Origin of the sequence: Oceanimonas pelagia, from assembly GCF_030849025.1 — a bacterium.
GTDB classification, from domain to species: Bacteria; Pseudomonadota; Gammaproteobacteria; order Enterobacterales; family Aeromonadaceae; genus Oceanimonas; species Oceanimonas pelagia.
Window position 1 is genome coordinate 3510073 of the sequence record NZ_CP118224.1, and the last position, 24678, is coordinate 3534750.

Here is a 24678-nt window from a genome sequence, read left to right on the forward strand (position 1 = left end):
TTTTGATTGAATGACAGTGCGGAGAGCAGCATGAAAGCCTACCAGCGTGAGTTTATCGAATTTGCCATGAGCAAACAGGTGCTGAAATTTGGCGAATTCACCCTGAAGTCCGGGCGCAAGAGCCCCTATTTCTTTAATGCCGGCCTGTTCAACAGCGGCCGCGATCTGGCCCGCCTGGGCCGTTTCTACGCCGCCGCCCTGGTGGATGCGGGCGTGCAGTACGACGTGCTGTTCGGCCCGGCCTACAAGGGCATTCCCATCGCCAGCGCCACCGCGGTGCAGCTGGCGGAAGTGCACGATCAGGACGTGCCCTACTGCTTTAACCGCAAGGAAGCCAAGGATCACGGCGAAGGCGGCAATCTGGTGGGCAGCCCGCTGGCCGGTCGCATCATGCTGGTGGACGACGTGATCACCGCCGGCACCGCCATTCGCGAGTCCATGGACATCATTCAGGCCAACGGCGCCGAACTCGCCGGCGTGCTGATCGCCCTGGACCGGCAGGAAAAGGGCAAGGGCGAGCTGTCCGCCATTCAGGAAGTGGAGCGCGACTACCAGGCCCAGGTTACCGCCATCATTACGCTGGCCGACCTGATCGAGTATCTGAGCGAGCAGCCGGCCATGGCCGAGCATCTGGAACGGGTGCGGGCCTACCGGGAGCAGTACGGCATCTGACGGCGTTACGCCGCCAGCAACCACTGCTGCAACTGGCCGAGGGAGGCCACTTCGTGGTGCGGGGCAATGCCCTCGGGAGCGGGCCCTCCCTGCACATTGAGCCAGCAGGTGTGCAGGCCGGCGTTGAGGCCGCCGAGAATGTCGGAATGGGGGTTGTCGCCCACCATCAGCACTCGGCTGCGCTCCGGGTGGCCCATCAGCTCCAGAGCATGGTCAAAAATGCCCGCATGAGGCTTGGCCACGCCTACTTCCTCCGAGACCACCAGGGGTGAAAAGGCATGTTGCCAGCCGGCCCGCTGCAGCCGGGCCTGCTGCATGGCGGCAAAGCCGTTGGTAATGATCCCTAAGCGTACCTGGCCTTGCAGGGCGGCAATCAGCTCTTTCGCACCAGGCAGCAGGGTGCACACCTCCACCATGGTATTCATAAAGGCGTCATTGAGCTGCTCCGTGGTCACCGCCAGTCGCTCGGCCCATTCGGCAAAGCGGCGGTGGCGCAGCTCCGCGGCACCGATCTCGCCATTCTGGTAGGCCACCCACAACGGGGCGTTTTGCGTCTGGTAGTGCGCAAAGGCCCGTTCATCAAAGTGCACGCCAAAGCCGGCGAACAGGCGTTGCAGGCCGGCAAAGGCGTCAAAATGAAACAGGGTGTCGTCGGCGTCGAACAGTATCCAGTCGTAGCGCATGTGGTCAGAACTCCGGGGCAAGTGGCCGCACAAGGGGGCCCAGTGTAGAAAGCTCACGCGGTCAAACTCAATAGTGGCAGCAAGTTATGCTTAAATTCCGGTCAGGTTCTGCCCTAAGATAGGGCGCAAACAAGCCTGAACGAGGAAAGAGCATGGAGTTTTCCAGCTGGCTGGCGCTGGCGGCCATCTGCATCATGGGGGCCATCAGCCCCGGCCCGAGCCTGGCGGTGGTGATCCGCAACACGGTGCGCGGTGGTCAGGGCCACGGCGTGCTTACCGCCCTGGGGCACGGCCTGGGAGTGGGGCTGTATGCGCTGATCACCGCCCTGGGGCTGGCGCTGCTGATCACCCGCAATCCGCTGCTGTTCGATATCATCCGCTACGGCGGCGCCGCCTTTCTCGCCTGGCTCGGCATCAAGGCGCTGCTGGCAAGGCCCCGGCCGGAGGCGGCCGAGGCCGGCGGCCATGCCGTGCGCGGTCGTCAGGGGGCCTTTGAGGGCTTTATGGTGGCCTTTCTCAATCCCCAGCTGGCCATCTTCTTTGTGGCCCTGTTCAGCCAGTTTGTGCGCGCCGATACCGGCTGGCAGCAGGGCGGCATCATGATGCTCACCGCCGGTGGCATCGATGCGCTCTGGTATGTACTGGTGGCCTTGTTGCTGTCCCGGGGGCCGGTGCTGGGCTGGCTCAGGGCCAAAGCGGCGCTGATCGACAAGGCCAGCGGCCTGGTATTGCTGGCGCTGGCCGCGAAAGTGGTCTGGTAGCTAGCCAATAACAGGTGTCACAGTTGTGTGCTGGATCAAAGTTTGGTAGCCTTTCGCGGTCAAAAAATCGGCCTGTGTTAACCCGGTCACGGTTTTGGTCTTACTTGTAACCAACGGAAGCCAGCAGTTGAACCCCATCCTGTATCTGCCCACCGCCGAATCATGGCTCGACCTGACGTCGCTGCCAGGGGCGGGCGTGGACGGAATCGGGGTGTTCGGTGCCATCATGATGCTGGAGGTGCTGGGTAACTGGTTGCTGAGCTGGACCGGACTGTCGGCCGATATTTTTGAGTATCAGGCGCAACTGGCGGACCTGTTCCCCGTTGAGGCCCTGAAACACCTGCTCTGCACCAGCCTGCTGGTGTTTGCACCACTGCTGCTGCAGTGGCTGCTGCTGTTGCTGCATCTGCTGCTGCAACACCTTAACTGGCCGCGAATGCACCATTCCAGGCCGGCTCTCTTCACATCTCCAAAGCCTCGCCGTGCCCTGCTTCGGGCGCACAGCTGCCGGGCTCCACCGATGTTCTCTCTCGGGTTCTGATCCTGTTTCAAACGCCGTTCTAGAACGCTGCTGCGGTTGCCGCCAGGCGTTTGCCGATCGCGCTTGTCAACCTGGTCGATCCCGCCACTGAGTATCGCTCGATACCCATAACTGTCTTGCCGTGCTGTGCGGCAAGCTGGCACCTTTAGGGATAGGGGAAGGTTTCCTTTGTTTATTCGAAAGTTAGTTAACCTGCTGTTGGCAGGGGCGGCGTCCTTTGCGCTGTCCGGCTGCGAAGGCGGCGTGCTGGATCCCAAGGGTCAGGTCGGCGCCGATGAGAAGTATCTGATCATCGTCGCCACCTGCCTGATGTTGCTGGTGGTGATTCCGGTGATCGTGATGACGCTGTACTTCGCCTGGAAATACCGGGAAGGCCGCAACGAAATCTACGCACCCAAGTGGGCCCACTCCACCAAGATCGAGACCGTGGTGTGGGTGGTTCCCATCATCATCATCGTGATCCTGGGCACCATTACCTGGCGCTCCACCCACGCGCTGGACCCGTACAAGCCGCTTGAGCACGACAAGGACCATCTGGTGGTGCAGGTAGTGTCACTGAACTGGAAGTGGCTGTTCATCTATCCGGAGCAGGGCATTGCCACCGTCAACGAGCTGGTGTTCCCCACCGATGTACCGGTGGAATTCCGCATTACCTCCGACACCACCATGAACTCCTTTTTCATTCCCCAACTGGGTAGCCAGATCTACTCCATGGCGGGCATGGAGACCCAGTTGCATCTGATCGCCAACGAGCCCGGCCGTTACGACGGTATCTCCGCCAACTACAGCGGCGAAGGCTTTACCGGCATGCAGTTTGACGCCATCGCCACCCCCGACGAGGCCGGCTTTGACGCTTGGGTGGAGAAGGTGAAGGCCGACCAGCACACCCTCGACATGGCGGCCTACCAGCAGCTGGCCGAGCCCAGTGAAAACAACCCGGTGGAATATTTTGGCGATGTCAGCCAGGGCCTGTTCCACGATGTTGTGATGAAGTTCATGAAGGATCATCACCCGGTTGCGGGCGATGAGCATCAACATCACCTGTCAGCCAGCACCATGATGGAGGCTGAGAAATAATATGTCGTTATTAGGTAAACTCACACTCGACGCCGTGCCCTACCATGAGCCCATTATCATGGTGACTCTGGGTGTGGTGGCCATTGCCGCCGTGGTGATCGCTTTTCTGATCACCCGTTACAACAAGTGGGGCGTGCTCTGGCGCGACTGGATCACTTCGGTGGACCACAAGCGACTGGGCATCATGTATATCATTCTGGCCTTTGTCATGCTGATCCGCGGCTTTGCCGACGCCATCATGATGCGCACCCAGCTGGCCATGTCCACCAACGGGGCCGAGGGCTATCTGCCCCCTGAGCACTACGATCAGATCTTCACCGCCCACGGTGTCATCATGATCATCTTTATGGCCATGCCATTCATGATCGGCCTGATGAATATCGTGCTGCCGCTGCAGATCGGTGCCCGTGACGTGGCCTTCCCTTTCCTGAACAACCTCAGTTTCTGGCTGGCGGTGTCCGGTGCCGTGCTGGTGAACATCTCCCTCGGTCTGGGTGAGTTCGCCAAGACCGGCTGGGTGGCCTATCCGCCGCTGTCGGAGCTGGATTTCAGTCCGGGCGTGGGGGTTGATTACTATATCTGGGCGCTGCAGATCTCCGGTATCGGTACCCTGCTGACCGGCGTTAACTTCCTGGTGACCGTGTTCAGAATGCGTACCCCGGGCATGAAGCTGATGCAGATGCCGATCTTCACCTGGACCTGCACCTGGGCCAATATTCTGATCGTGGCGTCCTTCCCGATCCTGACTGCGGTGCTGGGCATGCTGACCCTGGATCGCTACCTGGACTTCCACTTCTTTACCAACGACGCCGGCGGCAACGCCATGATGTACATCAACCTGTTCTGGGCCTGGGGTCATCCCGAGGTGTACATTCTGATCCTGCCGGCCTTTGGTATTTTCTCCGAGGTGATCTCCACCTTTACCGGCAAGCGCCTGTTTGGCTACAACTCCATGGTATACGCCAGTGGTGCCATTTCGGTGCTGGGCTTTATCGTGTGGCTGCACCACTTCTTCACCATGGGCTCCAGCGCCAATGTGAACGCCTTCTTCGGCGTGATGACCATGATCATCGCCGTGCCCACCGGGGTGAAGCTGTTCAACTGGCTGTTCACCATGTACCGCGGCCGTCTGCGCATGACGGTGCCGGTGCTGTGGACTCTGGGCTTTATGACCACCTTTACCATTGGTGGCATGACCGGCGTACTGCTGGCGGTGCCCGGTGCCGACTTTGTGCTGCACAACAGCCTGTTCCTGATCGCTCACTTCCACAACACCATTATTGGTGGTGCCGTGTTCGGTTATCTGGCGGGTTTTGCCTTCTGGTTCCCGAAAGCCATGGGCTTCCACCTCGACGAGAAGCTGGGCAAGGTGTCCTTCTGGTGCTGGCAAATCGGCTTCTACGTGGCCTTTATGCCGCTGTATGTGCTGGGCTTCCTGGGCATGACCCGGCGCCTGAACAGCACCGACAACCCGGCCTGGAACTTCTGGCTCTATCTGGCCGCGGTGGGTGCCGTGTTTATTCTGGCTGGCATCGTGGTGCAGTTCTACCAGCTGTATAAAGCCTTCCGTGACCGTGAGCAGAATAAAGACCTGACCGGTGACCCCTGGAATGGCCACACCCTGGAATGGTCCACCAGCTCACCGCCCCAGTTCTACAACTTTGCCAAACTGCCGCACGTCAGCGACATTGACGCCTTTACCGACATGAAGGAAAAGGGCACCGCCTACCGAGTGCAGGATGACTATCAGCCCATTCACATGCCGAAGAACACCGCCTGTGGTGTGCTGATTGGCGCGGCCGCGACCGCCGCCGGATTTGGTGCCATCTGGCATATCTGGTGGCTGGTGATCGCCGGTCTGGTGGCCAGCTTTGTGATCTTCCTGTGCCGGGCCTATGACACCGACACCGACTATTACGTGCAGCCCGACGAAGTCGAACGCATCGAGCAGGCACACCTGCGTAACGTGATGAAGGAGGCCTGATGGAAGCCGTATCCGTTGATCTCAAACAGGTGCAGGCGCACCACCACGAAGAGCACCACGACACCGGGGGCAACACCCTGTTCGGGTTCTGGCTCTACCTGATGACCGACTGCCTGCTGTTCGCGTCCGTGTTCGCCACCTATGCGGTGCTCTACATGAACACCGCCGGCGGCCCGGGCGGCCGGGAGCTGTTCGATCTGAAATTTGTGGCGGTGGAAACCGCCGTGCTGCTGGTTTCCAGCATCACCTACGGCTTTGCCATGCTGGCCGGCCACAACCACAAGCGGGGCCTGACCCTGCTGTGGCTGCTGGTCACCTTTGCCCTGGGGGCCACCTTTATCGGTATGGAACTGTATGAGTTCCATCACCTGATCGAGTCCGGCAACGGCCCGAGCCGCAGCGCCTTTCTGACCTCCTTCTTCACTCTGGTGGGCATGCACGGTCTGCACGTGACCGCCGGGCTGGTGTGGATGCTGGTGCTGATGGTTGAGCTGATGAAGCGGGGCACCGGTCCCCGCACCCTGACCCGTCTGGGCTGCCTGAGCATGTTCTGGCACTTCCTCGATGTGGTATGGATCTGTGTGTTTACCGTGGTGTATCTGATGGGGGCAATGGCATGAGTCACAACCATGACGCCGTGGATCACGGCAGCGTGAAATCCTATCTCACCGGCTTTGTGCTGTCGGTGATCCTGACCGCCATTCCGTTCTGGGCGGTGATGACCGGCGAGCTGAGCCCGGGGGCGACCCTGGGCACCGTGGTGCTGTTGGCCATTGTGCAGATTGTGGTACACCTGAAGTACTTCCTGCACCTGAGCTTCAAGCCCGGCAGCCGGGAAAACACGGTGGCCTTCCTGTTCTCCGCCCTCATTATCGTGATGGTGGTGGGCCTGTCGGTGTGGATTATCCTCAGCTCCAACGAAATGATGATGTACTGAGACCGGGAGTAAGTCAGCAAAAGGGTCTGCTTCCTCGACTCGCCGTGGGACATGACACTCGTCGTTTCTGCCTACTGCGAACATTCACTGGATGTTCGGGCAGGCAGAAGCGACTCGTCACGGCGAGCAAGCTCGCCCCATGGGGGCTCCGCCGCGCCGTCCCTGGCGCGGAGGGTTGAAGCAGCTCCCTTTAGCTTCCTTTCCGCTCCAGGTGCGGCAGCGCTAAGTGAATTTGGTAAGGGGATATAGATCCCAAGGGGCATTGTATGATTCGGCCTTATCTCAAGGTCACCAAGCCGGGCATCATCATGGGCAACCTGATCTCGGTGGCCGGCGGCTTTTTTATGGCCGCCCGCGGCGACATCAACTGGTCGCTGATGTGGGCCACTCTGATCGGGCTGTCACTGGTGGTGGCGTCCGGCTGTGCCGTCAATAACTGTATCGACCGCGATATCGACGCGCGCATGCGCCGCACGCGCAACCGGGTCACGGTCACCGGCGAGCTGTCGGCACGCACCGCGCTGATCTATGGTCTGGTGCTGGGCGTGGCGGGATTTGGCCTGCTGGCCTGGTTCACCAACACCGTGGCTACCGGCTTTGCCGCCTTTGGCTATGCGGTATACGTGGGCTTTTACAGTCTGTGGCTGAAGCGCGCTTCCGTGTACGGCACCCTGGTGGGCAGCCTGTCCGGGGCCGTGCCGCCGGTGGTGGGGTATTGCGCGGTGACCGGCCAGTTTGACGCCGGCGCCGCCATTTTGCTGCTGATGTTCAGCCTGTGGCAGATGCCCCATTCCTACGCCATTGCCATTTTCCGCTATGAGGATTATGCGGCGGCGAATATTCCGGTGTTGCCGGTGGCGGAAGGGGTGGCCAAGGCCAAACGCCAGATCGTGCTCTATATTGCGCTGTTCTGTGTGGTGACCGCGCTGCTGCCGCTCAGCGGTTACACCGGCCTCACCTTTATGACGGTGGCCTGCGCCACCAGCCTGTGGTGGCTGGTGATGGCCTTTAACGGTTATCGCCGGGGCGCCGAGGCGCTGGGCTGGGCCCGCCGTGTGTTTGTGCTGTCCATCGTGACCATCACCGCCATCAGCGTCACCATGGCGTTTGACTTTCGTGCCGCGCCCGACGCCTGGCTGGCGATGAATCTGTAAATCGTTTTCCGCTTCTCTCCCATTTGGCCGACACGGCAGCCGCCGTCTCGGCCCTTTTTTACAGCGTGAGAATGCGCTGATACTCGCCGATATTGACCTCAAATTTCGTGGTCTGCCGCAGATAGTCGCGCATTGCCTCCAGCGCTTCCGGCTCACCGTGCACCAGCTCGATGGCGGTACCGTCAGCCAGAGCCGAGGCCGCCAGCCAGTCTCCCAGTTCCGCATAGTCGGCATGTCCCGACAGGCCGTGCAGCCGTTCCACCCGGGCCCGGTTATCAATCCATTCGCCGTGAATGCGTACCTTGTCACAGCCTTGCAGCAGCTTGTCGCCCCGGGTGCCGCCGGCCTGATGACCGGTGAGCAGCAGGGTGGTGCGGTGATCTCCCAGCAGCCGCTTCATGTGGTGCAGTATGCGTCCGCCGGTGACCATGCCGCTGCCGGCGATAATGATATGGGGGTAAACCTCGTCGGCCAGGGCCCTGGAGTCTTCCACGCTGCGCACCAGGGTGATGACCTGCCCCAGCCGGTGGCAGTCGGCCCGGCTCAGGCGGTGCTGATCCACAAAGCGCTCGTAAATTTCGCTGACTTCAATAGCCATGGGGCTGTCGAGAAACACTTTCAGCCGGGGAATGCGCTGTTCATCCATCAGCCGCACCAGCAGGTGTTGCAGGGTCTGGGCCCGGCCCACCGCAAAGCTCGGGATCAGCAGCACACCGCCGGCGGCGACGGTGTCGTTAACCACGCCGGCCAGTTGCTCGAGCGGGTCGCCCGGCTCGTGGCGGCGATCGCCATAGGTCGATTCCAGCAGCAGCAGATCCAGTGCCGGCAGCGGCCGGGGCGGGCGCATAAACACATCGTCGGGCCGGCCCACGTCACCGGAAAAGCCCACCTTTTTGCCCTCGCATTCCAGGATCAGGCTGCCGGCACCGAGAATATGCCCCGCCGGTTGCAGCCAGAAGCGCATGCCGCCCACCTGTCTGGGCTGGTCAAAGTCCAGCGGCCGGAACAGCGTCATGCTGTGCTCGGCGGTTTTCTGGTCGTAGAGGGGGGCGGGTTTTTCATGTTTGCTGAGCCGGTGGCGGGCCAGATAGCCGGCGTCTTCTTCCTGCAGGTGGCCGCTGTCCGACAGCAACACCTCGCACAGTGCCTGGGTGGCCGGATGGCAATACACCGGCCCCCGGTAGCCCTGCTTGTACAACACCGGAATATAGCCGGAATGATCCAGATGGGCGTGGGTCAGCACAATGGCGTCGAGACTGTTGATATCCAGCGGCAACGGCTGCCAGTTGCGCCGGCGCAGCCACTTGTAGCCCTGGTACAGGCCGCAGTCCACCAGGATCTGCCGGTTGTCGCAGCTCACCAGAAACTTGGAGCCGGTCACCGTCTGGGTGGCGCCGAGAAAGGTGATTTTCATGGTTTGCTCCCGTTATTCCGCTGCGTTCAGCGCTGGGAATGCAGGCCGATCATATTGCCTTCACTGTCGGTGATTAGGGCGATAAAACCGTAGGGGCCGATGGCAAACTTGTCCCGCACCAGGCTACCACCCAGGCCGGTGGCACGCCCGGCGGGCACGGCGCAGTCGTTACAGTGCAGATACACCAGGGTGCCGCCGGGGCCCGGGCCGACCCCCTCCATTTTCACCAGGGCACCGCAGGCACCCCGGCCCTGCTCGTCACCGGGAAACAGCCACATTTCCGGCCAGTCACCTTCCACCTGTTCCATCGGCTCCAGCGTCATATCGAGCAATTGTTCATAAAAGGCACGGGCGCGGGCCAGATCGGCCACATAGATTTCAAACCAGACTACGGGGTTCATAAGTATCTCCTTTAGAGGGTCAGAGAGTGCTGCTCAGTCGTCGCGCCGGGTCCAGCAGCAGGGGAGTGAGATCCAGCCCGTTGGACGGATGAGGCACCGAGTTGCTGGTGATCAGCCGGCTGACTCCGGCGTCCTGTAATTGGTCTTCGATATGGTCGGCAAACAGGCCGTGAATGGCGGCACATTCAATATGTTCAATGCCGGCGGCGGTAAGGGCGTGAGCACACCGCAGCATGGTCTGCCCGCTGGAAATCACGTCGTCCACCATAATGGCGCTATGCCGGCGCCAGGCGGACAAGTCCGGCAGATGCACCAGCACGTCCCGGTCGCCCCGGCGCTGCTTGCGGCCCACCACGTAAGGATGACCACTGGCCGCCGCCAGCGCCGACACCCATTGCTCGCTCTCGGTGTCGGGTCCCACCAGCAGCAGGGGATCGCGGCGGGCCCTGAGCCAGCCGGCCAGCAGCGGCACGGCGTGCGCGGCGGTGGCGGGAATGGAGTAGATCTCGCCGAGGGCATGGTAGCGGTGCAGGTGCGGATCCACCGTCAGCAGCCAGTCGAAGCGCTCGGAGACAAGCCGGGCAAAGCTGCGGGAAGTGACCGCTTCACCGGGGTGAAAACGGGTGTCCTGACGCATGTAGCACAGATAGGGCGCAATCAGCCCCACCCGGCCGGCCCCCAGCTCTCTCAGGGTGTCGCACAGAAAGCACAGGGGCAGAAAGCGTGTATCCGGACGGGACAGGTCCGCCAGTATCATCACCGGCTGCCCCGGCGCAATGCGCGACAACACCCGCAGATAGCTTTCGCCATCGGGAAAGCGGCGAACTTCCAGTTCGCCGGCGGTGGCGGGCAGGGCCCGGCACAGGGGCGCGAGCAGGGTGTGCCCCCCGGGCAGCGCAAACAGCAGCGGAGTCATGGTGACTCTCCGATCATAAACAGGTCGTGGTTGTGGGCGTAGTAGTCGGCGGCGTAGTCCAGCTCGCCCTGGCTGTCGGCGTAGAGGGTAAACAGCGGTTGACCCATGGCCAGGGCCTGGCCCAGCTTGGCATGCAGCCGCAGGCCGGCGGCGGGACTGTTGGGGGCGCCGGCCAGCTTGGCCAGCCGGGCCAGGCGGCGGTTGTCCATGGCCAGCAGGGTGCCGCTGCGGCGGGCACCCAGTTGCAGCGAGCAGACCGCCTCGGGAATGGGTTTCAGGCCGCCCTGGGCCTCGCAAATACGCTGAAACTGCGCCCAGGCCCGGCCCGACTGCAGCAGCTCGCGGGCGAGAGTCGTGGTTTCTGGCAGCTCGCCCTGGCCCGCCATATTCAGCAGGTGGGCCGTCAGAAACAGCGCCCGCTCGCGCAGATCGGCCGGTGCCCCGGGCTGGCATTGCAGCACCGTCAGCACGTCTTTGGCCTCCTGGGCCGGGCCAATGCCATAGCCGATGGCTTCAACCCCTTCGGTGATCAGGCAGCGCACCTGCAGCTGCAGCGTCCGGCCCACGGTTTCAAACAGATGCGCCATGCTCTCGGCGTCGTGCTGGCTGCGCACCTTGGCGGTGGGCCCCACCGGGATGTCGATCAGCGCATGGGTGGAGCCGGCGGCGATTTTCTTCGACAGCACCGACGCCACCATCTGGCCGGTGCCGTCTATGTCCAGCGCCCGTTCAATGCGAATGAGCATGTCGTCGGCCGGGCTCAGGTTGACGGCGCCGCCCCAGGCCAGGCAGGCGTTGGCCCGGCGCACCGTGGCCTGAATGTCGGCCAGATCCAGGTGTACCCGGGTCAGTACCTCCATGGTGTCGGCGGTGCCGGCGGGGGAGGTGATGGCCCGGGACGAGGTTTTGGCCATGATGAGGCCGGCGGCGCTGGCAATGGCCACTACGATGGGGGTGGTACGGTTGCCCGGAATGCCGCCAATGCAGTGCTTGTCCACCAGTTGCAACCGGTCGGGCCAGGTCAGGCGCTTGCCGCTGTCCACCATGGCCTGGGTGAGGGCGGTGACTTCACCGGTATCAAGCCGCTCCACGCAGGCGGTGAGAAAGGCGGCAATCTGCATGTCGGAATAGCGGTGCTGGCTGATATCGGCAATGATGTCGTTCATCTCCCGCTTCGACAGGGTGTTGCCGTACATCTTCTTGCGCACCGCGCTCATGGAATGCAGCACCGGAGCATGGCGCACCGTGACCGCTTCGTCACCGCTCAGGGCCAGGCGCTCCCAGGCGATGCGGGAAAAGCCGATGTGCCGGGCCGGCAGTACCTCGTTGGTGACCACGTTCAGGGTGGCGATCAGGCTGCGTTCTTGCACACACACCAGAATGCGGGTATTGGCAATAAATCCCTCGGCCCGGCACACTTCGCTGTCGGCACGAATAAACACCACCGGCTCCTGGTGGGTGTCGATGCCCATCTGAAGGGCACGCAGAGGGAGAATGGCAGCCACGCAGGTTGTCCGAAAATGAGTGGTGTTTAAAGCCTAGCCGCCGGCCCGGGTTTTCGCCGTCTACACTTGGGCAGGATTGCCTTTTGCAGGAGGAAGCGACTCTGATGTTAAGGCCCCGCGTTACTCCCAGCCGGTTACAGCACCAGCATCAGCCGCTGGCCGGCAACAGCCTGGGTGTGCTGTGCTGGAACGTCCAGAAGCTGACCCGGGAGCCGCATTTTCAGCATGGCCTCGCCATGCTGACCGAGCGTTACGCCACCAGCCTGCTGTTGTTGCAGGAGGCCCGGCTGGCGCCCATGGGGGATCCCTGGCTGGAGGACTGGTCCTGGGCGGTGTCACCCAACATGCAGACCCGCACTCATCTGTTTGGCGTGCTCACCGCCGGCCAGTGTGCCTTTGACGATGTGCGGCCGTTGCTCAGCCAGAGCCGGGAGCTGCGCTTTGCCACGCACAAAAGCCTGATCCTCACCCGCCATCCGCTGCCCGGCGACGGTGTGCTGCTGGTGGTGAATATGCACGCCATCAACTTTGTGCATGCGGGGCTGTTTCTGAAGGAAATGGAGCTGTTGCGGGCCGAGTTGCTGCGCCATGCCGGTCCGCTGATCGTGGCCGGCGACTTTAATGTGTGGAGCCGCCAGCGGCGGCTTTACCTGCGCCGCTTCTGCCGGGCCGTGGGCCTGCGTCAGGCGGTGATGGAAAATGCCCACCATGTGAAGAGCTACCTGCACCAACCCCTGGATTTTATCTTTTACCGGGATCTTTACCTGCGCTCGGCCGAGGCCATTAACATGCCCGGCGTCTCCGATCACAACCCCATCTATGCTCGTTTTTTGCTGTAGTTCGGCATCCGCGCCGCGAAAAAGCGGTTATCGTGAGGTTTTTTGCGGTAATCATTTAGTTAAAAACGTTACTAAATACGTGAGGAGCTTACCAAGCGACAGGGTTTGCCCCAGCATAATTCACTTTTTTGTCTTCCTGGTCAGGTTTTATCTTTTGCGCCGGGCTGGCTTGTCGTAACAACGGGGTTCCTTCATGGCCGGTGTCGCAAAAATTGCGTTGATTTACACTTTGTGTACATTTTTAATGTGTTTTGTGTCCAAAGTTTGAGGTGTAGGATTTATCTCGTTCGCAGGGCGAAGGGCCCCGGCGCCAGCCGCACCCGTGAACCTTTTATCGCAGTGGTCACGCAAGCGCGGGCCAACACATAAAGCACATTAAGAAGGAATATAAAGATGCAAAAAGCCAAATGGGTTATTTCCGCTGCTGCTCTGGTACTTGCCGCTTCCGCCAACGCCGGTTTCGGTGGCAACTACTCCTACAACAACAGCTACAGCAATGACTACGCCGATGTCCAGGTAAGCAAGACCGTATCCGAAGACGGCACCGTCTCGTTCACCAAGACAGTGACCAAGGCCAACGGCGAAACCTACACCTACACCGTTGACAAGCAGGTTTCTGAGGATGGCGTCACCATCAACAAGAATGTGAACGGCAACGAATACTCTTACAAAAAAAGCTTTTCCCGTTAATTGCAACCGTCACTTACTGACGGCTCAAGGAGGGTGCTGTTATCAGCACCCTTTTTTCATGTTTTTCCGGTAGACAGTGATGACGCGCGCAATCCTTTCCCTTCTTCTTTTTACCGGTTCGGCCATGGCCGTGACCTGGAGTACGGACGATCATCGGCAGGTGCTGGAGCTGCACGGCAAAATTGAGCAGAACCTGGGGGCCCTGGGTTATCAGCCGGGTTACAGGGCCGAATCCTTTGGCGGCGATACTCATGCCTCGGTGGGCCTGTCCGGTGCCGGCCGGCTCAATTCCGATGTGATCCTGATCGGCGAGCTGAGCTGGGATCTGGTGAATGACAGCCGTTACGGTGACCACATTTACTCGGACGAAGCCTGGCTGGGGGTGCGCATCAGGGATGATCTGGAGCTGACCGTCGGGCGCAGCGACAGCCCCTTTAACCAGCTGCGGGACAAGACCGATGTGTTCAATCTGTTCGGTGGCAATGCCTATGCCTATCTGGTGGACGGTACCCTGGATGATCAGCTCAAGGTGACCTGGGCCGGCGATGGCTGGGATTTGCGCGCCGGTTATGCCGCTAACGATGCCAACAGGCAGGACGACAATGAAGATACCAAGGTCCGGTATGGCGGCTCTGTGGGTTATCAGGCCCAGAATGGCCTGGGAGCCGTGGTGGCTTACGACAACAAGCGGGAAGGCAGCCCGCACAGCGATGTCAGCAATATGGCGGTGGGGCTGAGTTACCAGAGCCCCGGCGGTTTTTATGCCGCGGTAACCCGGGGGCGAACCGATTTTCAGCATAACTGGCAGGTGTATTCCCTGAAGGATCAGCGTTTCTACAACATGAGAAGGGTGGATTACTGGGAATCGGTTCTCTCCTACTCCCGTGAAAACATGGCGTTTGGCGTGGGGTACAGCCGGCAGAGTCTGCGTGAGGCCGCGCACCTGCACTGGGTGGATGAATATATTCTGGCCACCGAATATTACCTGATGCCCAAGGCCAAGGTATATGCGGAGCTGCTGCTGAACAGAATGGACGGCCAGGACAACCTTTACGGCGTGGGATTGCAGTATTACTTCTGATCCAGGCCGGTGGCGCTCGCACCGGCGCCACCGGCTGGCCGGCTCAGGCCAGCGGCCGTGACGCCGCCACCTCACCCCGGGGCGCTTCGGTGACAATGCCCTGCTCATAGGCCATGGCGTGGGCCATGCGCGGGCCGGTCCAGAGCACCGGCAGCAGCAGCAGCGACACCGGCGCCGCGGTGATCACGATAAAGGACTGCAGCGCATTGATGCCGCCTTCGCCCATGCGCAGCAGCACCGCCGCCACCAGCCCCATGGTCAGGGCCCAGAAAATGCGCTGGCGGGTACGCGGCGTGTGGTCGCCGCTGATCGCCATGGCGATGGAATAGGCCATGGAGTCGCCGGTGGTAGCCACAAAGATCACCGTGAGCACCAGGAAGGCGGGCACCATCAGCTCGGCCAGGGGCAGTTGCTGGGTCACCGCCAGCAGGGCCGCGGGCAGGCCGCTTTCCTGCAGCGGACCGGATACCACGCCGGCGGCGGCCTGCTCGTAGAAGATGCCGGCGCCGCCGATGCTGGAGAACCAGAAGTTGGTGACCAGCGGGGCCATGATGGCCACCGCCATCACCAGCTCGCGCAGGGAGCGGCCCCGGGAGATACGGGCGATAAACAGCGCCATCATGGGGCCGTAGCCGATAAACCAGCCCCAGAAGAACAGGGTCCACCAGCCCAGCCAGGCATCGTCCTGCCGGTTCAGGGCCATGGGCATAAAGTCCTGCAGATACAGGCCCATGCCATTGAGGAAGGCATCGATAATAAAGTTGCCCGGGCCGGCCAGCAGAATGATGGCCAGCAGCACCACCGCCAGCACCACGTTGGCGCTGGAGAGCCACTGAATGCCCTTTTCAATGCCGGTAGAGGCCGACAGGGTGTAAATGGCCACCAGACCGCCGAGAATCGCCAGTTGCAGGCCGTAGTTGTTTTCCCAGCCCAGCAGCGCCTCAAAACTGAAACCCAGCTGGGTGGCGAGAAAACCGATGGGGCCAATGGTGCCGGCGGCCACCGCAATAATGGAGACCACGTCGGCCAGGGTGCCCAGCCAGTGGCGTTCCACCCTGTCGCCCAGCAGCGGATAGAGCAGGGTGCGCGGGCGCATGGCCAGGCCCTTGTGATAGTGGGCGTACACCACCACGATGGCCGACAGGGTGCCGAGTGCCGCCCAGGCCAGAAACCCCCAGTGCATAAAGCTTTGCGCCAGCGCGGCGGACACCGGCGAGGCGCCTCCGTCCGCCCCGGCAAACAGCGGCGGTGTGGTCACATAGTGATACATGGGCTCGGCGGCGGACCAGAACACACCGCCGCCGGCCAGCAGGGTGCACATGATCACCGCCAGCCAGCGGAAGGTGGAGCTGTCGGGGGCCACGTTGCCGCCCAGGCGAATGTCGCCGTAGCGGGTGAACCCCAGTACCAGGGCGATCACCAGATTGGCCAGCATCCATACCTGCCACAGCGGACCAAAGACATCAATGGTCCAGGCAAAGCCCTGGTTGATCCATCGGGTCATCTGTGACAGGTCGAAAAAGGCGAGGATTACGAAGAGGAGCAGGAAGCCGCCACTCAGGCCGGCCACCAGCCTTTGTTCATTAAGGCTGAGGTTGGAAACTTTCATCAATTCACTTTGTTCAATGCATGAACGCGCCAATTGTACGGAAAAGGCGCTAAAAAGTGAAATTTAATTAGAATGCAAAACAAACCGCCGGCATGGTCCGTTTGAAACATAACGGCGGAAAAGTGAGTAATTTGCGTTATAAATTACTGTTAATCAGGGTTTTTTGTTGAGTTTGTGTGGTCATGTTGCAGCGCCTTTTTCATGTGCACGTGCACGATGCCTGCATCAAGAAATTCGTCTCCGTAAGGAGTGAAGCCCAGCTTCCGGTAAAAGCCGGTAGCGTATTTCTGCGCGCCCAGCCAGACGCGATCCAGCCCCCGCCGGGCGGCCTCGTCCACCAGCGCCTGCACCACCCTGGCTCCCAGCCCCAGCCCTCGACACTCCTTGCGCACGGCAATGCGGCCGATATGGCCGTCGGCCAGCATGCGGCCGGTGCCGGCCCACTGGCCGTCGATGCTCAGCAGCACGTGAATGGCATCGTCGTCGAGGCCGTCAAATTCCAGCTCCGGGCTGATGTGCTGCTCTTCAATAAACACGGCATTGCGCACGGCGCGAATGGCCGGCTGATGCTCGTTATCAAAGGGCACGAGTTGAATGTGCATGGCGGGCTCCTGTGCTTTATAAGAAAAAAGGCATTCTACCCTGAAGCAGAGGGGCTGTCAGAACCCCCGGCTGGTGTGGATTGCCGCGCCAGCTCCCGGCACAGCGGTAACAGTGCGCCGGCGTCGCTCAGGCCGGTGATAAAGCGCTCGGGAATGCCCGACAGGCCGCACCGGGCCCCGGCCAGGGCGCCGGTGAGCATGGCACGGGCCTGATTCTGGCCGCCACCGTTGATGGCGTGCAGCACCGCCGACTCAAAGTCGCCGGCAAAGCGCGCCGCCAGATAATAGACCGCGGGTAAAACGTGATAAATGGCACAGGGCATGCCGTAGACCAGGGATACCTTCCAGGCCGGCTCAATGCGTACCCCGGTATCGGCGGCCGCCATGGCCATGTAAGACGGCGTGAGCAGGGCATCGGGGGAAGCAAAATTGCCGGCCCGGGACGGCTCGGCTCCGGCAGCCGGTGGATTCAGCTCACCGGAGGTGACCGCATGAAAGGGCAGCTCGCCGCGGGCCACCAGGGTCATGAGCCGACCCGAGAGTTCGCCGTCCAGCGGCTGGCCCTGCACCAGCTGGCCGAGCACGGCACTAAATGCCACCGTCATCGCCAGTATGCTGTCGTCGGCCTGAGTGAGCGCCGTGTTGGCCGCCACGGTTTGTGCCAGCCGGGCGGGTTGAGCGGCGTAGCGCACCGCCAGTGCCAGGGTGCGTTCAATGGCTTCGGTGGTGTCGGCATGGCCGCCGCACTCGCTCCAGGGCAACTGTTGCTCCACCCGCTTGTGCCAGGCATCCCGTATCGACTGGCTGGTGTAGCCGCCGGGGCCGCCTCGGGGAGTACCGTCCAGCAGGGGCAGCAACTGCTGGTCGAGCCGGTGGCAGAAGTCGGTGTGATCATAGCCGTTGCAGTCCACCAGAGACTGCACCAGCAGCCTGAGAATAAAGGCGGGCTGGGAGCCGTCGCCGGCCTGCAAACCCTCGTGATAGCGGCCGGGCAGGGGAGTGCGATAGTCGCTAATCCAGTGGCCGTGATCCCGCCGCAGGGCGCCGAGATCGTAATACCAGTGCGGGCCCACGCCCAGCGCCTCGCCGATGAAGGCGCCCATCAGGGCACCGGCGGCCCTGTCCTGCTGTGGTGTCATGGTGCTGTCCTTATGCCGGAATGGATGCTCTCACTATAGCCAGCACCGCCGGGATTGCCCCGCCACAGAAATGAAAAACGCGGGCCGGGGCCCGCGTTGCTGTGATGGCGGCAAGCGCCTTACCGTTTTTTTTGCAGTGCCGCCGCCAGGGCTGCGCCCATGGTGCCCTGCGGGGCCGGTTGCTCCCGGCGGGCCGGACGGGGTTGGCGCGGATTCGCGGGCTTTCCGCCCCGGCTGCGATCGTCCCGGCGCGGCGCGCTCTTGCCCTCGGCATGTTCGGCGGCGCTCTGATCCAGGCGCATGGTCAGGGCGATGCGGTTGCGCTGCAGATCCACCTCCAGCACCTTGACCCGGACGATATCGCCGGCCTTCACCACCTCGCGGGGGTCCTGCACAAAGCGGTCGGTGAGCGCCGAAATATGCACCAGGCCGTCCTGATGCACGCCGATGTCCACAAAGGCGCCAAAGTTGGTGACATTGGTCACCACCCCTTCCAGCACCATGTCGGGAATGAGATCCGCGGGTTTTTCCACCCCGTCCATAAAGCGGGCGGTCTTGAACTCGGGGCGGGGATCCCGGCCCGGTTTGTCCAGCTCCCTGAGAATGTCCTGCACCGTGGGCAGGCCGAAGTGCTCGTCGGTGTAGTCTTTCGGGTTCAGGGTCTTGAGCAGGCCGGCATTGCCCAGCACCTCCTTCACCGGTTTCTGCAGCCGCTTCAGCATGCGCTCCACCACCGGATAGGCTTCCGGGTGTACCGCCGAGGCATCCAGCGGGTTTTTGCCACCCTGAATGCGCAGAAAGCCGGCGCACTGTTCAAAGGCCTTGGGGCCGAGGCGGGGCACCTTGAGCAGCTGCCTGCGGTCGGTAAAGGCACCCTGTTCGTCCCGGTAGCTGACGATGTTCTGGGCCAGGGTCGGGGTCAGGCCCGAGACCCGGGCCAGCAGCGGCGCCGAGGCCATGTTCACGTCCACGCCCACGGCGTTGACGCAGTCTTCCACCACCGCATCCAGCTTGCGGGCCAGCCGGGTCTGGGACACATCGTGCTGATACTGACCCACGCCGATGCTTTTGGGATCGATCTTCACCAGCTCGGCCAGCGGATCCTGCAACCGGCGGGCGATGGAGACGGCACCGCGCAGGGACACATCGAGATCGGGAAATTCACTGGCGGCCAGCTCCGAGGCGGAATAGACGGAGGCGCCGGCCTCGCTCACCACCACCTTCTGCAGCTTCAGCTCCGGGCTTTGCTTCATCAGTTGCTCCACCAGCCGCTCGGTTTCCCGTGAAGCGGTGCCGTTGCCTATGCTCACCAGGCTGACGCCGTGCTTGCGGCACAGCTCCCCCAGGGTGCGCAGGCTCTGCTCCACCTTGTTGTGGGGCTGAAACGGATACACGGTGGCGTGCTCGAGCAGCTTGCCGGTGTTATCCACCACCACCACCTTGACCCCGGTGCGTATGCCCGGATCCAGCCCCATGGTGACACGGGCGCCGGCGGGGGCGGCCATCAGCAGATCCTTGAGGTTCAGGGCAAACACCTTGATGGCCTCTTCTTCGGCCCGTTCCCGGGCCTGGCCCAGCAGCTCGGTTTCCATCTGCAGCGACAGCTTGACCCGCCAGGTCCAGCTGAACACCCCGGCCAGCCATTTGTCGGCGGGGCGGCCCTGGTCCTGCCAGCCGGCGTGGCGGGCGATAATGGCTTCGCAGGGATGATGTTCGGACTCGCTGTCCACCGCCAGCCCCAAAGACAACACGCCCTCGTTGCGGCCGCGCAGCATGGCCAGCACCCGGTGCGACGGTGCCTTGCCGATGGGCTCATTGTGTTCGAAGTAGTCCTTGAACTTGGCGCCGGCCTGTTCCTGGCCTTCCACCACCCGGGCCTGCAACTGACCGTGCTGTTGCAGGTAACCGCGCACCGCTTCCAGCAGATCCGCCTGCTCGGCCAGGCGCTCCATCAGTATGTATCTGGCGCCGTCCAGCGCGGCCTTGGCGTCGGCCACGCCGGCGTCGGCATTGATGAATTGTTCGGCCAGGGTTTGCGGATCCTGGTTCGGGTCATTAAACAGGGTCTCGGCCAGGGGCGCCAGGCCGGCCTCAATGGCTATCTGGCCCTTGGTGCGGCGTTTGGGCTTAAAGGGCAGGTAGAGATCTTCCAGCCGGGTCTTGGTATCGGCGGCCAGCAGCTCGGCCTTGAGTTCCGGGCTCAGTTTGCCCTGCTCGTCCACCGACTTGAGGATCACTGCGCGTCTGTCTTCCAGCTCGCGCAGGTAGCCGAGGCGGCTGTCGAGGGTGCGCAGCTGGGTGTCGTCCAGGCCGCCGGTCACTTCCTTGCGGTAACGGGCAATAAAGGGAACCGTGGCGCCTTCGTCGAGCAGGCCCACGGCGGCGTTAACCTGGGCCTGGGCCACGCCCAGTTCCTGCGCCAGAATGTGATTGATATTGGTCATAAATTAATCTTCAAACGGGGTGTAGCGAATGTGGTTGACGTACCATTCCTTCACGCCGGACGGCGTGCGGACCTGTACCTCGTCGTCCACCTGCTTGCCGATCAACGCCCGGGCCATGGGCGAGTCGATGGTGATGTGATTGTTTTTGGTGTCGATTTCGTCGGGGCCGACGATGCGGTAACGGGCAATCTCGCCCGCTTCGTTTTCCAGCTCGACCCAGGCGCCAAAAAACACCTTGCCGTCCTGGCGCGGGTCGTAATCGATGATTTTCACCGCTTCCAGCCGCTTCATCAGGTAGCGAACCCGGCGGTCGATTTCCCGCAGCCGCTTCTTGCCGTAGATGTATTCGGCATTTTCGCTGCGGTCGCCGAGGGCGGCGGCTTCCGACACCGCCTGGGTTACCGCGGGGCGCTCCACCTTCCACAGGTGCTTGAGCTCGTCGTCCAGCTTGTGCCAGCCGGCGCGGGTGATCAGATTGGTTTTCATTGAACGGACTCGTGGCTCGACAATGGCGGTTATTGTGCGCCAGCGGGGGGGAAGAAGAAAGCCCCGGGCAGAGCCGGGGCGGGTGGTGTTCGGCGGGGTTATTGCGCCAGGCTGGCTTCCTGGCTGCGCTTGCCAAAGGAAATGGCATAGGCGGGGGAGCGGGCCTGCAACACGGGATCGTCCGATGCCTTTACGCCGTCCGACAGCCGCAGCGGATCGAAATTGATTGAGCGGCAGGCGGCATCGGCGCCGGTATTTACCGCCTGCAGTTTCAGGATCCCGGCCTCAATCACCTTGTGATTGCCGCTCCAGGGCTGGCTGGGATCGGTGAGTGGATCGCCGTCGTTGGCCAGAGTGATTTGCATGTGCCAGCGGATCTCACCCGCGTCGAGTTGCGTCTGCAGGGCCTGCAACAGATAGTTGGCATCGAGCGATGCGGCCTGCTCCGGGCTCAGGTAGGCGGGCTGATCTTCGGCGGGTACAAAGGACCAGCGCACCGCTGTGGTCTGCCCTTCGGTGTTTTCCAGCATAAAGGTATGAATGCTGTTGTAGCTCAGCCGGTGATAGCCGGCGGGAATTCGGGACTGGTCCGCCAGTGCCTGAGCCAGCCGCCGGGTTTCGGGAAAGGCGTTCTTGAAGGTCTGCACTTTGCCGGGATCCGGTTTGCCGGTGGCCGGATCCGGGGTGGTCGCCAGCTGTTTTTGCAGAAAGCCTTCCGGGGTGGCCACGTCAAAGAAGGGAATGTCGAGCATCGCCATCTGGTGCAGCTGGCCGTCCGGCAGGGTAAAGCGCAGCGCCATGCCGTGCGCGTTGGGAGTATGGTCGGCAATGTGCAGGTTGCCGCCTGCCTGGGAGAACCGACCTGTAACGGCAACCGGCACGCCCTGAAACAGCGGGCTGCGGCTCAGCTCGGCGGCCTCTGGCGTGGCCTGAAACTCGCCGGTAAAGCAGATGCCCTTGGTGTGATTGCGGCGCTCGCCCGGGTAAACCCCAAACTTGTTTTCCAGCGCCGAAACGATTTGAGCGGGGGTGGCCTGCGCGTGCACATCAGCGGCCTGACCGGCACCCAGGGTGGCCAGCGCCAGGCACAGGATGGATTTCTTCATACATCTTCCTTGTTTTGATTGTTGGTCGGGGGCTGATGTGACCTGCAGGGTGTAAATTAAATTTCCATAAAATGTTAACTTTTTGTTTTTTGGTGTGAGGGTCAAGGCCTTATTTAGCGGGGCCTTGCTGCGTTGTCATGAGCCGCCCGCGCCGGAACCTAATCCCAGGCCGGAAAGGGGTCGGGCAGCCGTTGCCAGGCATCGGTGCCCTGGTGCAGCTCTTCGTCGGTCAGCAGGCAGGCATCCAGCTCGCGTACCAGCCCGGCCTGATCCAGCCCCTGACCGATAAACACCAGTTCCTGCCGGCGGTCGCCGTGGGGTTCGGCCCAGCTGGCCATAATATGCTCCCGGCTTTCCTCATCCTCGGGCCATTCCTCTTCGGGCACTGCCTGCCAGAACAGGCCGGCGCCGCCGTGATAGGCGATGCCGCCGGCCTGGTTCCACTGACCGGCAATATCCGGCCGGCTGGCCAGCCAGAAGAAGCCCTTGGAGCGCAGCAGCCGGCCCTGTTCCTTGGGGCTGTGCAGAAAATCAAAGAAGCGCTGGGGATGAAAAGGGCGGCGGGCGCGATAGACAAAGCTGCCAATGCCGTATTCTTCGGTTTCCGGCGGGTGCTCGCCGCGCAGCTCCTGCAGCCAGCCGGGGGCGCTGGCGGCGCGCTCAAAGTCAAAACGCCGGGTGCCCAGCACCTTGTTCAGTGGCACCTCACCATGGCGAATGGGCAGTATTTCCGCTTGCGGGTTGAGCCGGGCAAGAATGGCGGTCAGCTCCGCCAGTTGCGCCTCGGTCACCAGGTCTGTCTTGCTTACCAGCAGCAGATCGCAGAATTCCACCTGCTCGATCAGCAGGTCGGTTACGCTGCGCTCGTCGTCTTCCCCCAGGCTTTCGCCCCGCTCGGCCAGGGCCTCGGCGGCCTGAAAATCGGCCAGAAAGTTGACCGCGTCCACCACCGTCACCAGGGTGTCGAGCCGGGCGATGTCGTTCAGGCGCTGGCCATCTTCTCCCTCAAAGGTAAAGGTTTCCGCCACCGGCATTGGCTCGGAGATGCCGGTGGATTCGATCACCAGGCAGTCGAAGCGGCCATCCATGGCCAGCCGGCGCACTTCCAGCAGCAGATCCTCACGCAGGGTGCAGCAGATGCAGCCGTTGCTCATTTCCACCAGCCGTTCCTCGCTCCGCTGCAGGCTGACCTGCTGCTGCACGGTGGCGGCATCAATGTTCACCTCACTCATGTCGTTGACGATCACCGCCACGCGCAGGCCCTGGCGATTGTTGAGAATGTGGTTCAGCACTGTGGTCTTGCCGGCGCCGAGAAAGCCGGACAGCACGGTAACGGGAAGGGGGGAACGGCTCGACATGGTGTTTGCTCCGCTTGCTTGCCATGGTTTATGATGATTTTGGTTGTTATAACATAACATAATCTTTTTGACCCGTGTATCAGTAAGGAACTCCGGCCATGAGCATCACCGAACCGACGTTGTCCCATGTCGCCCCTGTCGACGTGCAGGGCGGCGGGCCTGCGATTTTCACTCGTATCTACCAGTCCGACTGCAATCTGGCGGTGTGGCAGCGCTCCCTGCCGGCCGAGGTGGAGGGTTATGTTCAGCGGCTGCTGCAGGCGGGCAGCCGCATCAGCGTGCGGGAGCTGCTGCCGCCGGACAGGGTTGCCGATGCGCTGATCAGACAGTTACCGGATTTTGCGGGCCGCCAGGCCCTGGCCGGCGACGTGCAGCAACTGGCGGAGATGTTTGCCTGCCTGTTTGAGCTGAAGCGGGTTGGAGTGCGCCTGGCCAGCCTGCAAACCGCCATGTGCCCGCGCTTTCATGTGGACCGGTTGCCCTGTCGGCTGGTGAGCACCTATTCCGGGCCGGGCACGCACTGGCTCAATGCTCGGCAGCGCGAGCAGCTGCTGGAGCAAAAAGGCGAGGAGCCGGCGCACTGGCAGCAACTGACGATTGGCGAGGTGGCGCTGATGAAAGGCGACGGCTGGGAAGGAGAAGAAGGCCGGGGCCTGTGGCATCGTTCACCGCCGGTGCCGACGGGTTACCGTCGCCTGTTTCTGTCGATGGATTTTGGGGACTGATGGGTTTCCCCCATGCGTCATTCAGGTGATACATCAAACGGGCTCATGTTGGCGTGACTGATATTTCGGAAGCCTGGTGGTGATGTTATTGACAAAAACCGTCGCAGCCGCATAATTGTCGTCCTCAAATGGAAATCAATAAGCACGGAAAATACTCATGAACAAAATGAAGCTCGCCATTGCTGCTGGTGTTGTTATTTCCCTGTCCGGCTGTGCCAGTATTTTGACCGACAAGACCCAGCGGATTAATGTAGTATCTTCATCTTCGCAAAAGTTGCAGGTGCAGATTGACGGACGTACTCAGAATGCGCCCGGTATTATCACTGTTCAGAAAGAGAACAAGGACAAGACTTTGTCCGTTGTCACCGAAGGTTGTGAGCAGGAAATTGCGCTGAATAAGGAAGTTGAACCGACTTTCTTTGTCAACATTCTTTCCGGCGGCGCTTTTGGCTCGACCACCGATTACGCTTCCGAAAAAATGTGGCGTTATCAGGACTCCGTTGAGATCAAGTGTCCTCAGTAATGGGGTTTACCAGCTGGATAAAAAGAAGCCT

Annotated in this window: 25 protein-coding genes; 13 read left to right on the forward strand and 12 right to left on the reverse strand. The window is 61.8% G+C overall.

Annotated elements, in window-relative coordinates; all coding sequences use genetic code 11:
• Positions 1-30 precede the first annotated feature (30 nt).
• Complete coding sequence (gene pyrE / locus PU634_RS16760) at positions 31-672, forward strand: orotate phosphoribosyltransferase (RefSeq protein WP_306761975.1); 642 nt, start codon at positions 31-33, stop codon at positions 670-672.
• A gap of 5 nt (positions 673-677) precedes the next feature.
• Here pyrE and yjjG read toward each other — a convergent pair whose 3' ends face one another.
• A complete protein-coding gene (gene yjjG / locus PU634_RS16765) occupies positions 678-1355 on the reverse strand; it encodes a pyrimidine 5'-nucleotidase (RefSeq protein WP_306761976.1) in 678 nt (225 codons plus the stop codon).
• 152 nt (positions 1356-1507) lie between these two features.
• On the opposite strand from yjjG, the gene PU634_RS16770 reads away from it, so the two are divergent.
• The 7 genes from PU634_RS16770 to cyoE all read left to right on the forward strand — a co-directional run bounded on the left by PU634_RS16770 (position 1508) and on the right by cyoE (position 7809).
• Positions 1508-2116 carry a LysE family translocator gene (locus PU634_RS16770; protein WP_306761977.1) on the forward strand — a complete coding sequence of 203 codons (609 nt, stop codon included), beginning with the start codon at positions 1508-1510 and terminating at the stop codon, positions 2114-2116.
• A 127-nt stretch (positions 2117-2243) separates the two neighbouring features.
• Complete coding sequence (locus tag PU634_RS16775; protein WP_306761978.1) at positions 2244-2657, forward strand: hypothetical protein; 414 nt, start codon at positions 2244-2246, stop codon at positions 2655-2657.
• 168 nt (positions 2658-2825) lie between these two features.
• On the forward strand, positions 2826-3734 hold the full coding sequence (gene cyoA / locus PU634_RS16780) for a ubiquinol oxidase subunit II (protein WP_306761979.1): 909 nt from the start codon (positions 2826-2828) through the stop codon (positions 3732-3734).
• 1 nt (position 3735) lies between these two features.
• Positions 3736-5718: a cytochrome o ubiquinol oxidase subunit I gene (gene cyoB, locus PU634_RS16785; protein WP_306761980.1), complete on the forward strand. Its 1983-nt coding sequence runs from the start codon at positions 3736-3738 to the stop codon at positions 5716-5718.
• Positions 5718-6338 (forward strand): cytochrome o ubiquinol oxidase subunit III, encoded by a 621-nt coding sequence (gene cyoC, locus PU634_RS16790; protein WP_306761981.1) that lies wholly within the window; start codon positions 5718-5720, stop codon positions 6336-6338. The genes cyoB and cyoC overlap by 1 nt, the downstream gene beginning before the upstream one ends.
• Entirely contained in the window at positions 6335-6655 is a 321-nt protein-coding gene (gene cyoD, locus PU634_RS16795; RefSeq protein ID WP_306761982.1) for a cytochrome o ubiquinol oxidase subunit IV, read from the forward strand. The genes cyoC and cyoD overlap by 4 nt, the downstream gene beginning before the upstream one ends.
• A gap of 266 nt (positions 6656-6921) precedes the next feature.
• Complete coding sequence (cyoE, locus tag PU634_RS16800) at positions 6922-7809, forward strand: heme o synthase (protein WP_306761983.1); 888 nt, start codon at positions 6922-6924, stop codon at positions 7807-7809.
• 58 nt (positions 7810-7867) lie between these two features.
• Here cyoE and PU634_RS16805 read toward each other — a convergent pair whose 3' ends face one another.
• Genes PU634_RS16805 through PU634_RS16820 form a run of 4 tightly spaced genes read right to left on the reverse strand, consistent with a single transcriptional unit; the run spans position 7868 to position 12045 of the window.
• Complete coding sequence (locus tag PU634_RS16805) at positions 7868-9223, reverse strand: MBL fold metallo-hydrolase RNA specificity domain-containing protein (protein WP_306761984.1); 1356 nt, start codon at positions 9221-9223, stop codon at positions 7868-7870.
• A 26-nt stretch (positions 9224-9249) separates the two neighbouring features.
• Complete coding sequence (locus tag PU634_RS16810) at positions 9250-9624, reverse strand: VOC family protein (protein ID WP_306761985.1); 375 nt, start codon at positions 9622-9624, stop codon at positions 9250-9252.
• Between the two features lie 19 nt (positions 9625-9643).
• Positions 9644-10540: a ribose-phosphate diphosphokinase gene (locus PU634_RS16815; RefSeq protein WP_306761986.1), complete on the reverse strand. Its 897-nt coding sequence runs from the start codon at positions 10538-10540 to the stop codon at positions 9644-9646.
• Entirely contained in the window at positions 10537-12045 is a 1509-nt protein-coding gene (locus tag PU634_RS16820; protein WP_306761987.1) for a thymidine phosphorylase family protein, read from the reverse strand. The genes PU634_RS16815 and PU634_RS16820 overlap by 4 nt, the downstream gene beginning before the upstream one ends.
• Before the next feature lie 104 nt (positions 12046-12149).
• Between PU634_RS16820 and PU634_RS16825 the strand changes: the two genes are divergently transcribed.
• The 3 genes from PU634_RS16825 (at position 12150) to PU634_RS16835 (ending at position 14655) form a co-directional block, all read left to right on the forward strand.
• Positions 12150-12884, forward strand: a complete 735-nt coding sequence (locus PU634_RS16825) for an endonuclease/exonuclease/phosphatase family protein (RefSeq protein ID WP_306761988.1) — start codon at positions 12150-12152, stop codon at positions 12882-12884.
• Between the two features lie 393 nt (positions 12885-13277).
• Complete coding sequence (locus tag PU634_RS16830; protein WP_306761989.1) at positions 13278-13574, forward strand: hypothetical protein; 297 nt, start codon at positions 13278-13280, stop codon at positions 13572-13574.
• A gap of 124 nt (positions 13575-13698) precedes the next feature.
• Positions 13699-14655 carry a porin gene (locus PU634_RS16835; protein WP_306761990.1) on the forward strand — a complete coding sequence of 319 codons (957 nt, stop codon included), beginning with the start codon at positions 13699-13701 and terminating at the stop codon, positions 14653-14655.
• A 43-nt stretch (positions 14656-14698) separates the two neighbouring features.
• On the opposite strand, the gene PU634_RS16840 is transcribed toward PU634_RS16835, so the two are convergent.
• From PU634_RS16840 to zigA, 7 genes are all read right to left on the reverse strand, one after another.
• On the reverse strand, positions 14699-16264 hold the full coding sequence (locus PU634_RS16840) for a BCCT family transporter (RefSeq protein WP_306761991.1): 1566 nt from the start codon (positions 16262-16264) through the stop codon (positions 14699-14701).
• A gap of 149 nt (positions 16265-16413) precedes the next feature.
• On the reverse strand, positions 16414-16866 hold the full coding sequence (locus tag PU634_RS16845) for a GNAT family N-acetyltransferase (protein ID WP_306761992.1): 453 nt from the start codon (positions 16864-16866) through the stop codon (positions 16414-16416).
• A 35-nt stretch (positions 16867-16901) separates the two neighbouring features.
• Positions 16902-18005 (reverse strand): ADP-ribosylglycohydrolase family protein, encoded by a 1104-nt coding sequence (locus tag PU634_RS16850; protein ID WP_306761993.1) that lies wholly within the window; start codon positions 18003-18005, stop codon positions 16902-16904.
• 119 nt (positions 18006-18124) lie between these two features.
• Positions 18125-20449, reverse strand: a complete 2325-nt coding sequence (locus tag PU634_RS16855) for a Tex family protein (protein ID WP_306761994.1) — start codon at positions 20447-20449, stop codon at positions 18125-18127.
• Positions 20450-20452: 3 nt separating this feature from the next.
• On the reverse strand, positions 20453-20935 hold the full coding sequence (gene greB, locus PU634_RS16860) for a transcription elongation factor GreB (RefSeq protein WP_306761995.1): 483 nt from the start codon (positions 20933-20935) through the stop codon (positions 20453-20455).
• A gap of 98 nt (positions 20936-21033) precedes the next feature.
• Entirely contained in the window at positions 21034-22041 is a 1008-nt protein-coding gene (locus tag PU634_RS16865) for a catalase family peroxidase (RefSeq protein ID WP_306761996.1), read from the reverse strand.
• Between the two features lie 158 nt (positions 22042-22199).
• Complete coding sequence (gene zigA / locus PU634_RS16870; protein WP_306761997.1) at positions 22200-23399, reverse strand: zinc metallochaperone GTPase ZigA; 1200 nt, start codon at positions 23397-23399, stop codon at positions 22200-22202.
• 98 nt (positions 23400-23497) lie between these two features.
• Here zigA and PU634_RS16875 point away from each other — a divergent pair, with 98 nt between their 5' ends.
• Positions 23498-24124 (forward strand): DUF1826 domain-containing protein, encoded by a 627-nt coding sequence (locus PU634_RS16875; RefSeq protein ID WP_306761998.1) that lies wholly within the window; start codon positions 23498-23500, stop codon positions 24122-24124.
• 157 nt (positions 24125-24281) lie between these two features.
• Positions 24282-24647 carry an adenosine deaminase gene (locus tag PU634_RS16880; RefSeq protein WP_306761999.1) on the forward strand — a complete coding sequence of 122 codons (366 nt, stop codon included), beginning with the start codon at positions 24282-24284 and terminating at the stop codon, positions 24645-24647.
• Positions 24648-24678: the final 31 nt, after the last annotated feature.

Coding starts and splice junctions, on each gene's coding strand:
- PU634_RS16835 (WP_306761990.1), top strand. CDS start 13,699: ATGGCCGTGACCTGGAGTACGGACGATCATCGGCAGGTGCTGGAGCTG.
- PU634_RS16845 (WP_306761992.1), bottom strand. CDS start 16,866: ATGCACATTCAACTCGTGCCCTTTGATAACGAGCATCAGCCGGCCATT.
- PU634_RS16810 (WP_306761985.1), bottom strand. CDS start 9,624: ATGAACCCCGTAGTCTGGTTTGAAATCTATGTGGCCGATCTGGCCCGC.
- PU634_RS16770 (WP_306761977.1), top strand. CDS start 1,508: ATGGAGTTTTCCAGCTGGCTGGCGCTGGCGGCCATCTGCATCATGGGG.
- cyoE (WP_306761983.1), top strand. CDS start 6,922: ATGATTCGGCCTTATCTCAAGGTCACCAAGCCGGGCATCATCATGGGC.
- PU634_RS16805 (WP_306761984.1), bottom strand. CDS start 9,223: ATGAAAATCACCTTTCTCGGCGCCACCCAGACGGTGACCGGCTCCAAG.
- cyoC (WP_306761981.1), top strand. CDS start 5,718: ATGGAAGCCGTATCCGTTGATCTCAAACAGGTGCAGGCGCACCACCAC.
- PU634_RS16855 (WP_306761994.1), bottom strand. CDS start 20,449: ATGACCAATATCAATCACATTCTGGCGCAGGAACTGGGCGTGGCCCAG.
- PU634_RS16880 (WP_306761999.1), top strand. CDS start 24,282: ATGAACAAAATGAAGCTCGCCATTGCTGCTGGTGTTGTTATTTCCCTG.
- greB (WP_306761995.1), bottom strand. CDS start 20,935: ATGAAAACCAATCTGATCACCCGCGCCGGCTGGCACAAGCTGGACGAC.
- yjjG (WP_306761976.1), bottom strand. CDS start 1,355: ATGCGCTACGACTGGATACTGTTCGACGCCGACGACACCCTGTTTCAT.
- cyoD (WP_306761982.1), top strand. CDS start 6,335: ATGAGTCACAACCATGACGCCGTGGATCACGGCAGCGTGAAATCCTAT.
- zigA (WP_306761997.1), bottom strand. CDS start 23,399: ATGTCGAGCCGTTCCCCCCTTCCCGTTACCGTGCTGTCCGGCTTTCTC.
- PU634_RS16875 (WP_306761998.1), top strand. CDS start 23,498: ATGAGCATCACCGAACCGACGTTGTCCCATGTCGCCCCTGTCGACGTG.
- PU634_RS16830 (WP_306761989.1), top strand. CDS start 13,278: ATGCAAAAAGCCAAATGGGTTATTTCCGCTGCTGCTCTGGTACTTGCC.
- PU634_RS16865 (WP_306761996.1), bottom strand. CDS start 22,041: ATGAAGAAATCCATCCTGTGCCTGGCGCTGGCCACCCTGGGTGCCGGT.
- PU634_RS16815 (WP_306761986.1), bottom strand. CDS start 10,540: ATGACTCCGCTGCTGTTTGCGCTGCCCGGGGGGCACACCCTGCTCGCG.
- PU634_RS16825 (WP_306761988.1), top strand. CDS start 12,150: ATGTTAAGGCCCCGCGTTACTCCCAGCCGGTTACAGCACCAGCATCAG.
- PU634_RS16850 (WP_306761993.1), bottom strand. CDS start 18,005: ATGACACCACAGCAGGACAGGGCCGCCGGTGCCCTGATGGGCGCCTTC.
- PU634_RS16840 (WP_306761991.1), bottom strand. CDS start 16,264: ATGAAAGTTTCCAACCTCAGCCTTAATGAACAAAGGCTGGTGGCCGGC.
- cyoB (WP_306761980.1), top strand. CDS start 3,736: ATGTCGTTATTAGGTAAACTCACACTCGACGCCGTGCCCTACCATGAG.
- pyrE (WP_306761975.1), top strand. CDS start 31: ATGAAAGCCTACCAGCGTGAGTTTATCGAATTTGCCATGAGCAAACAG.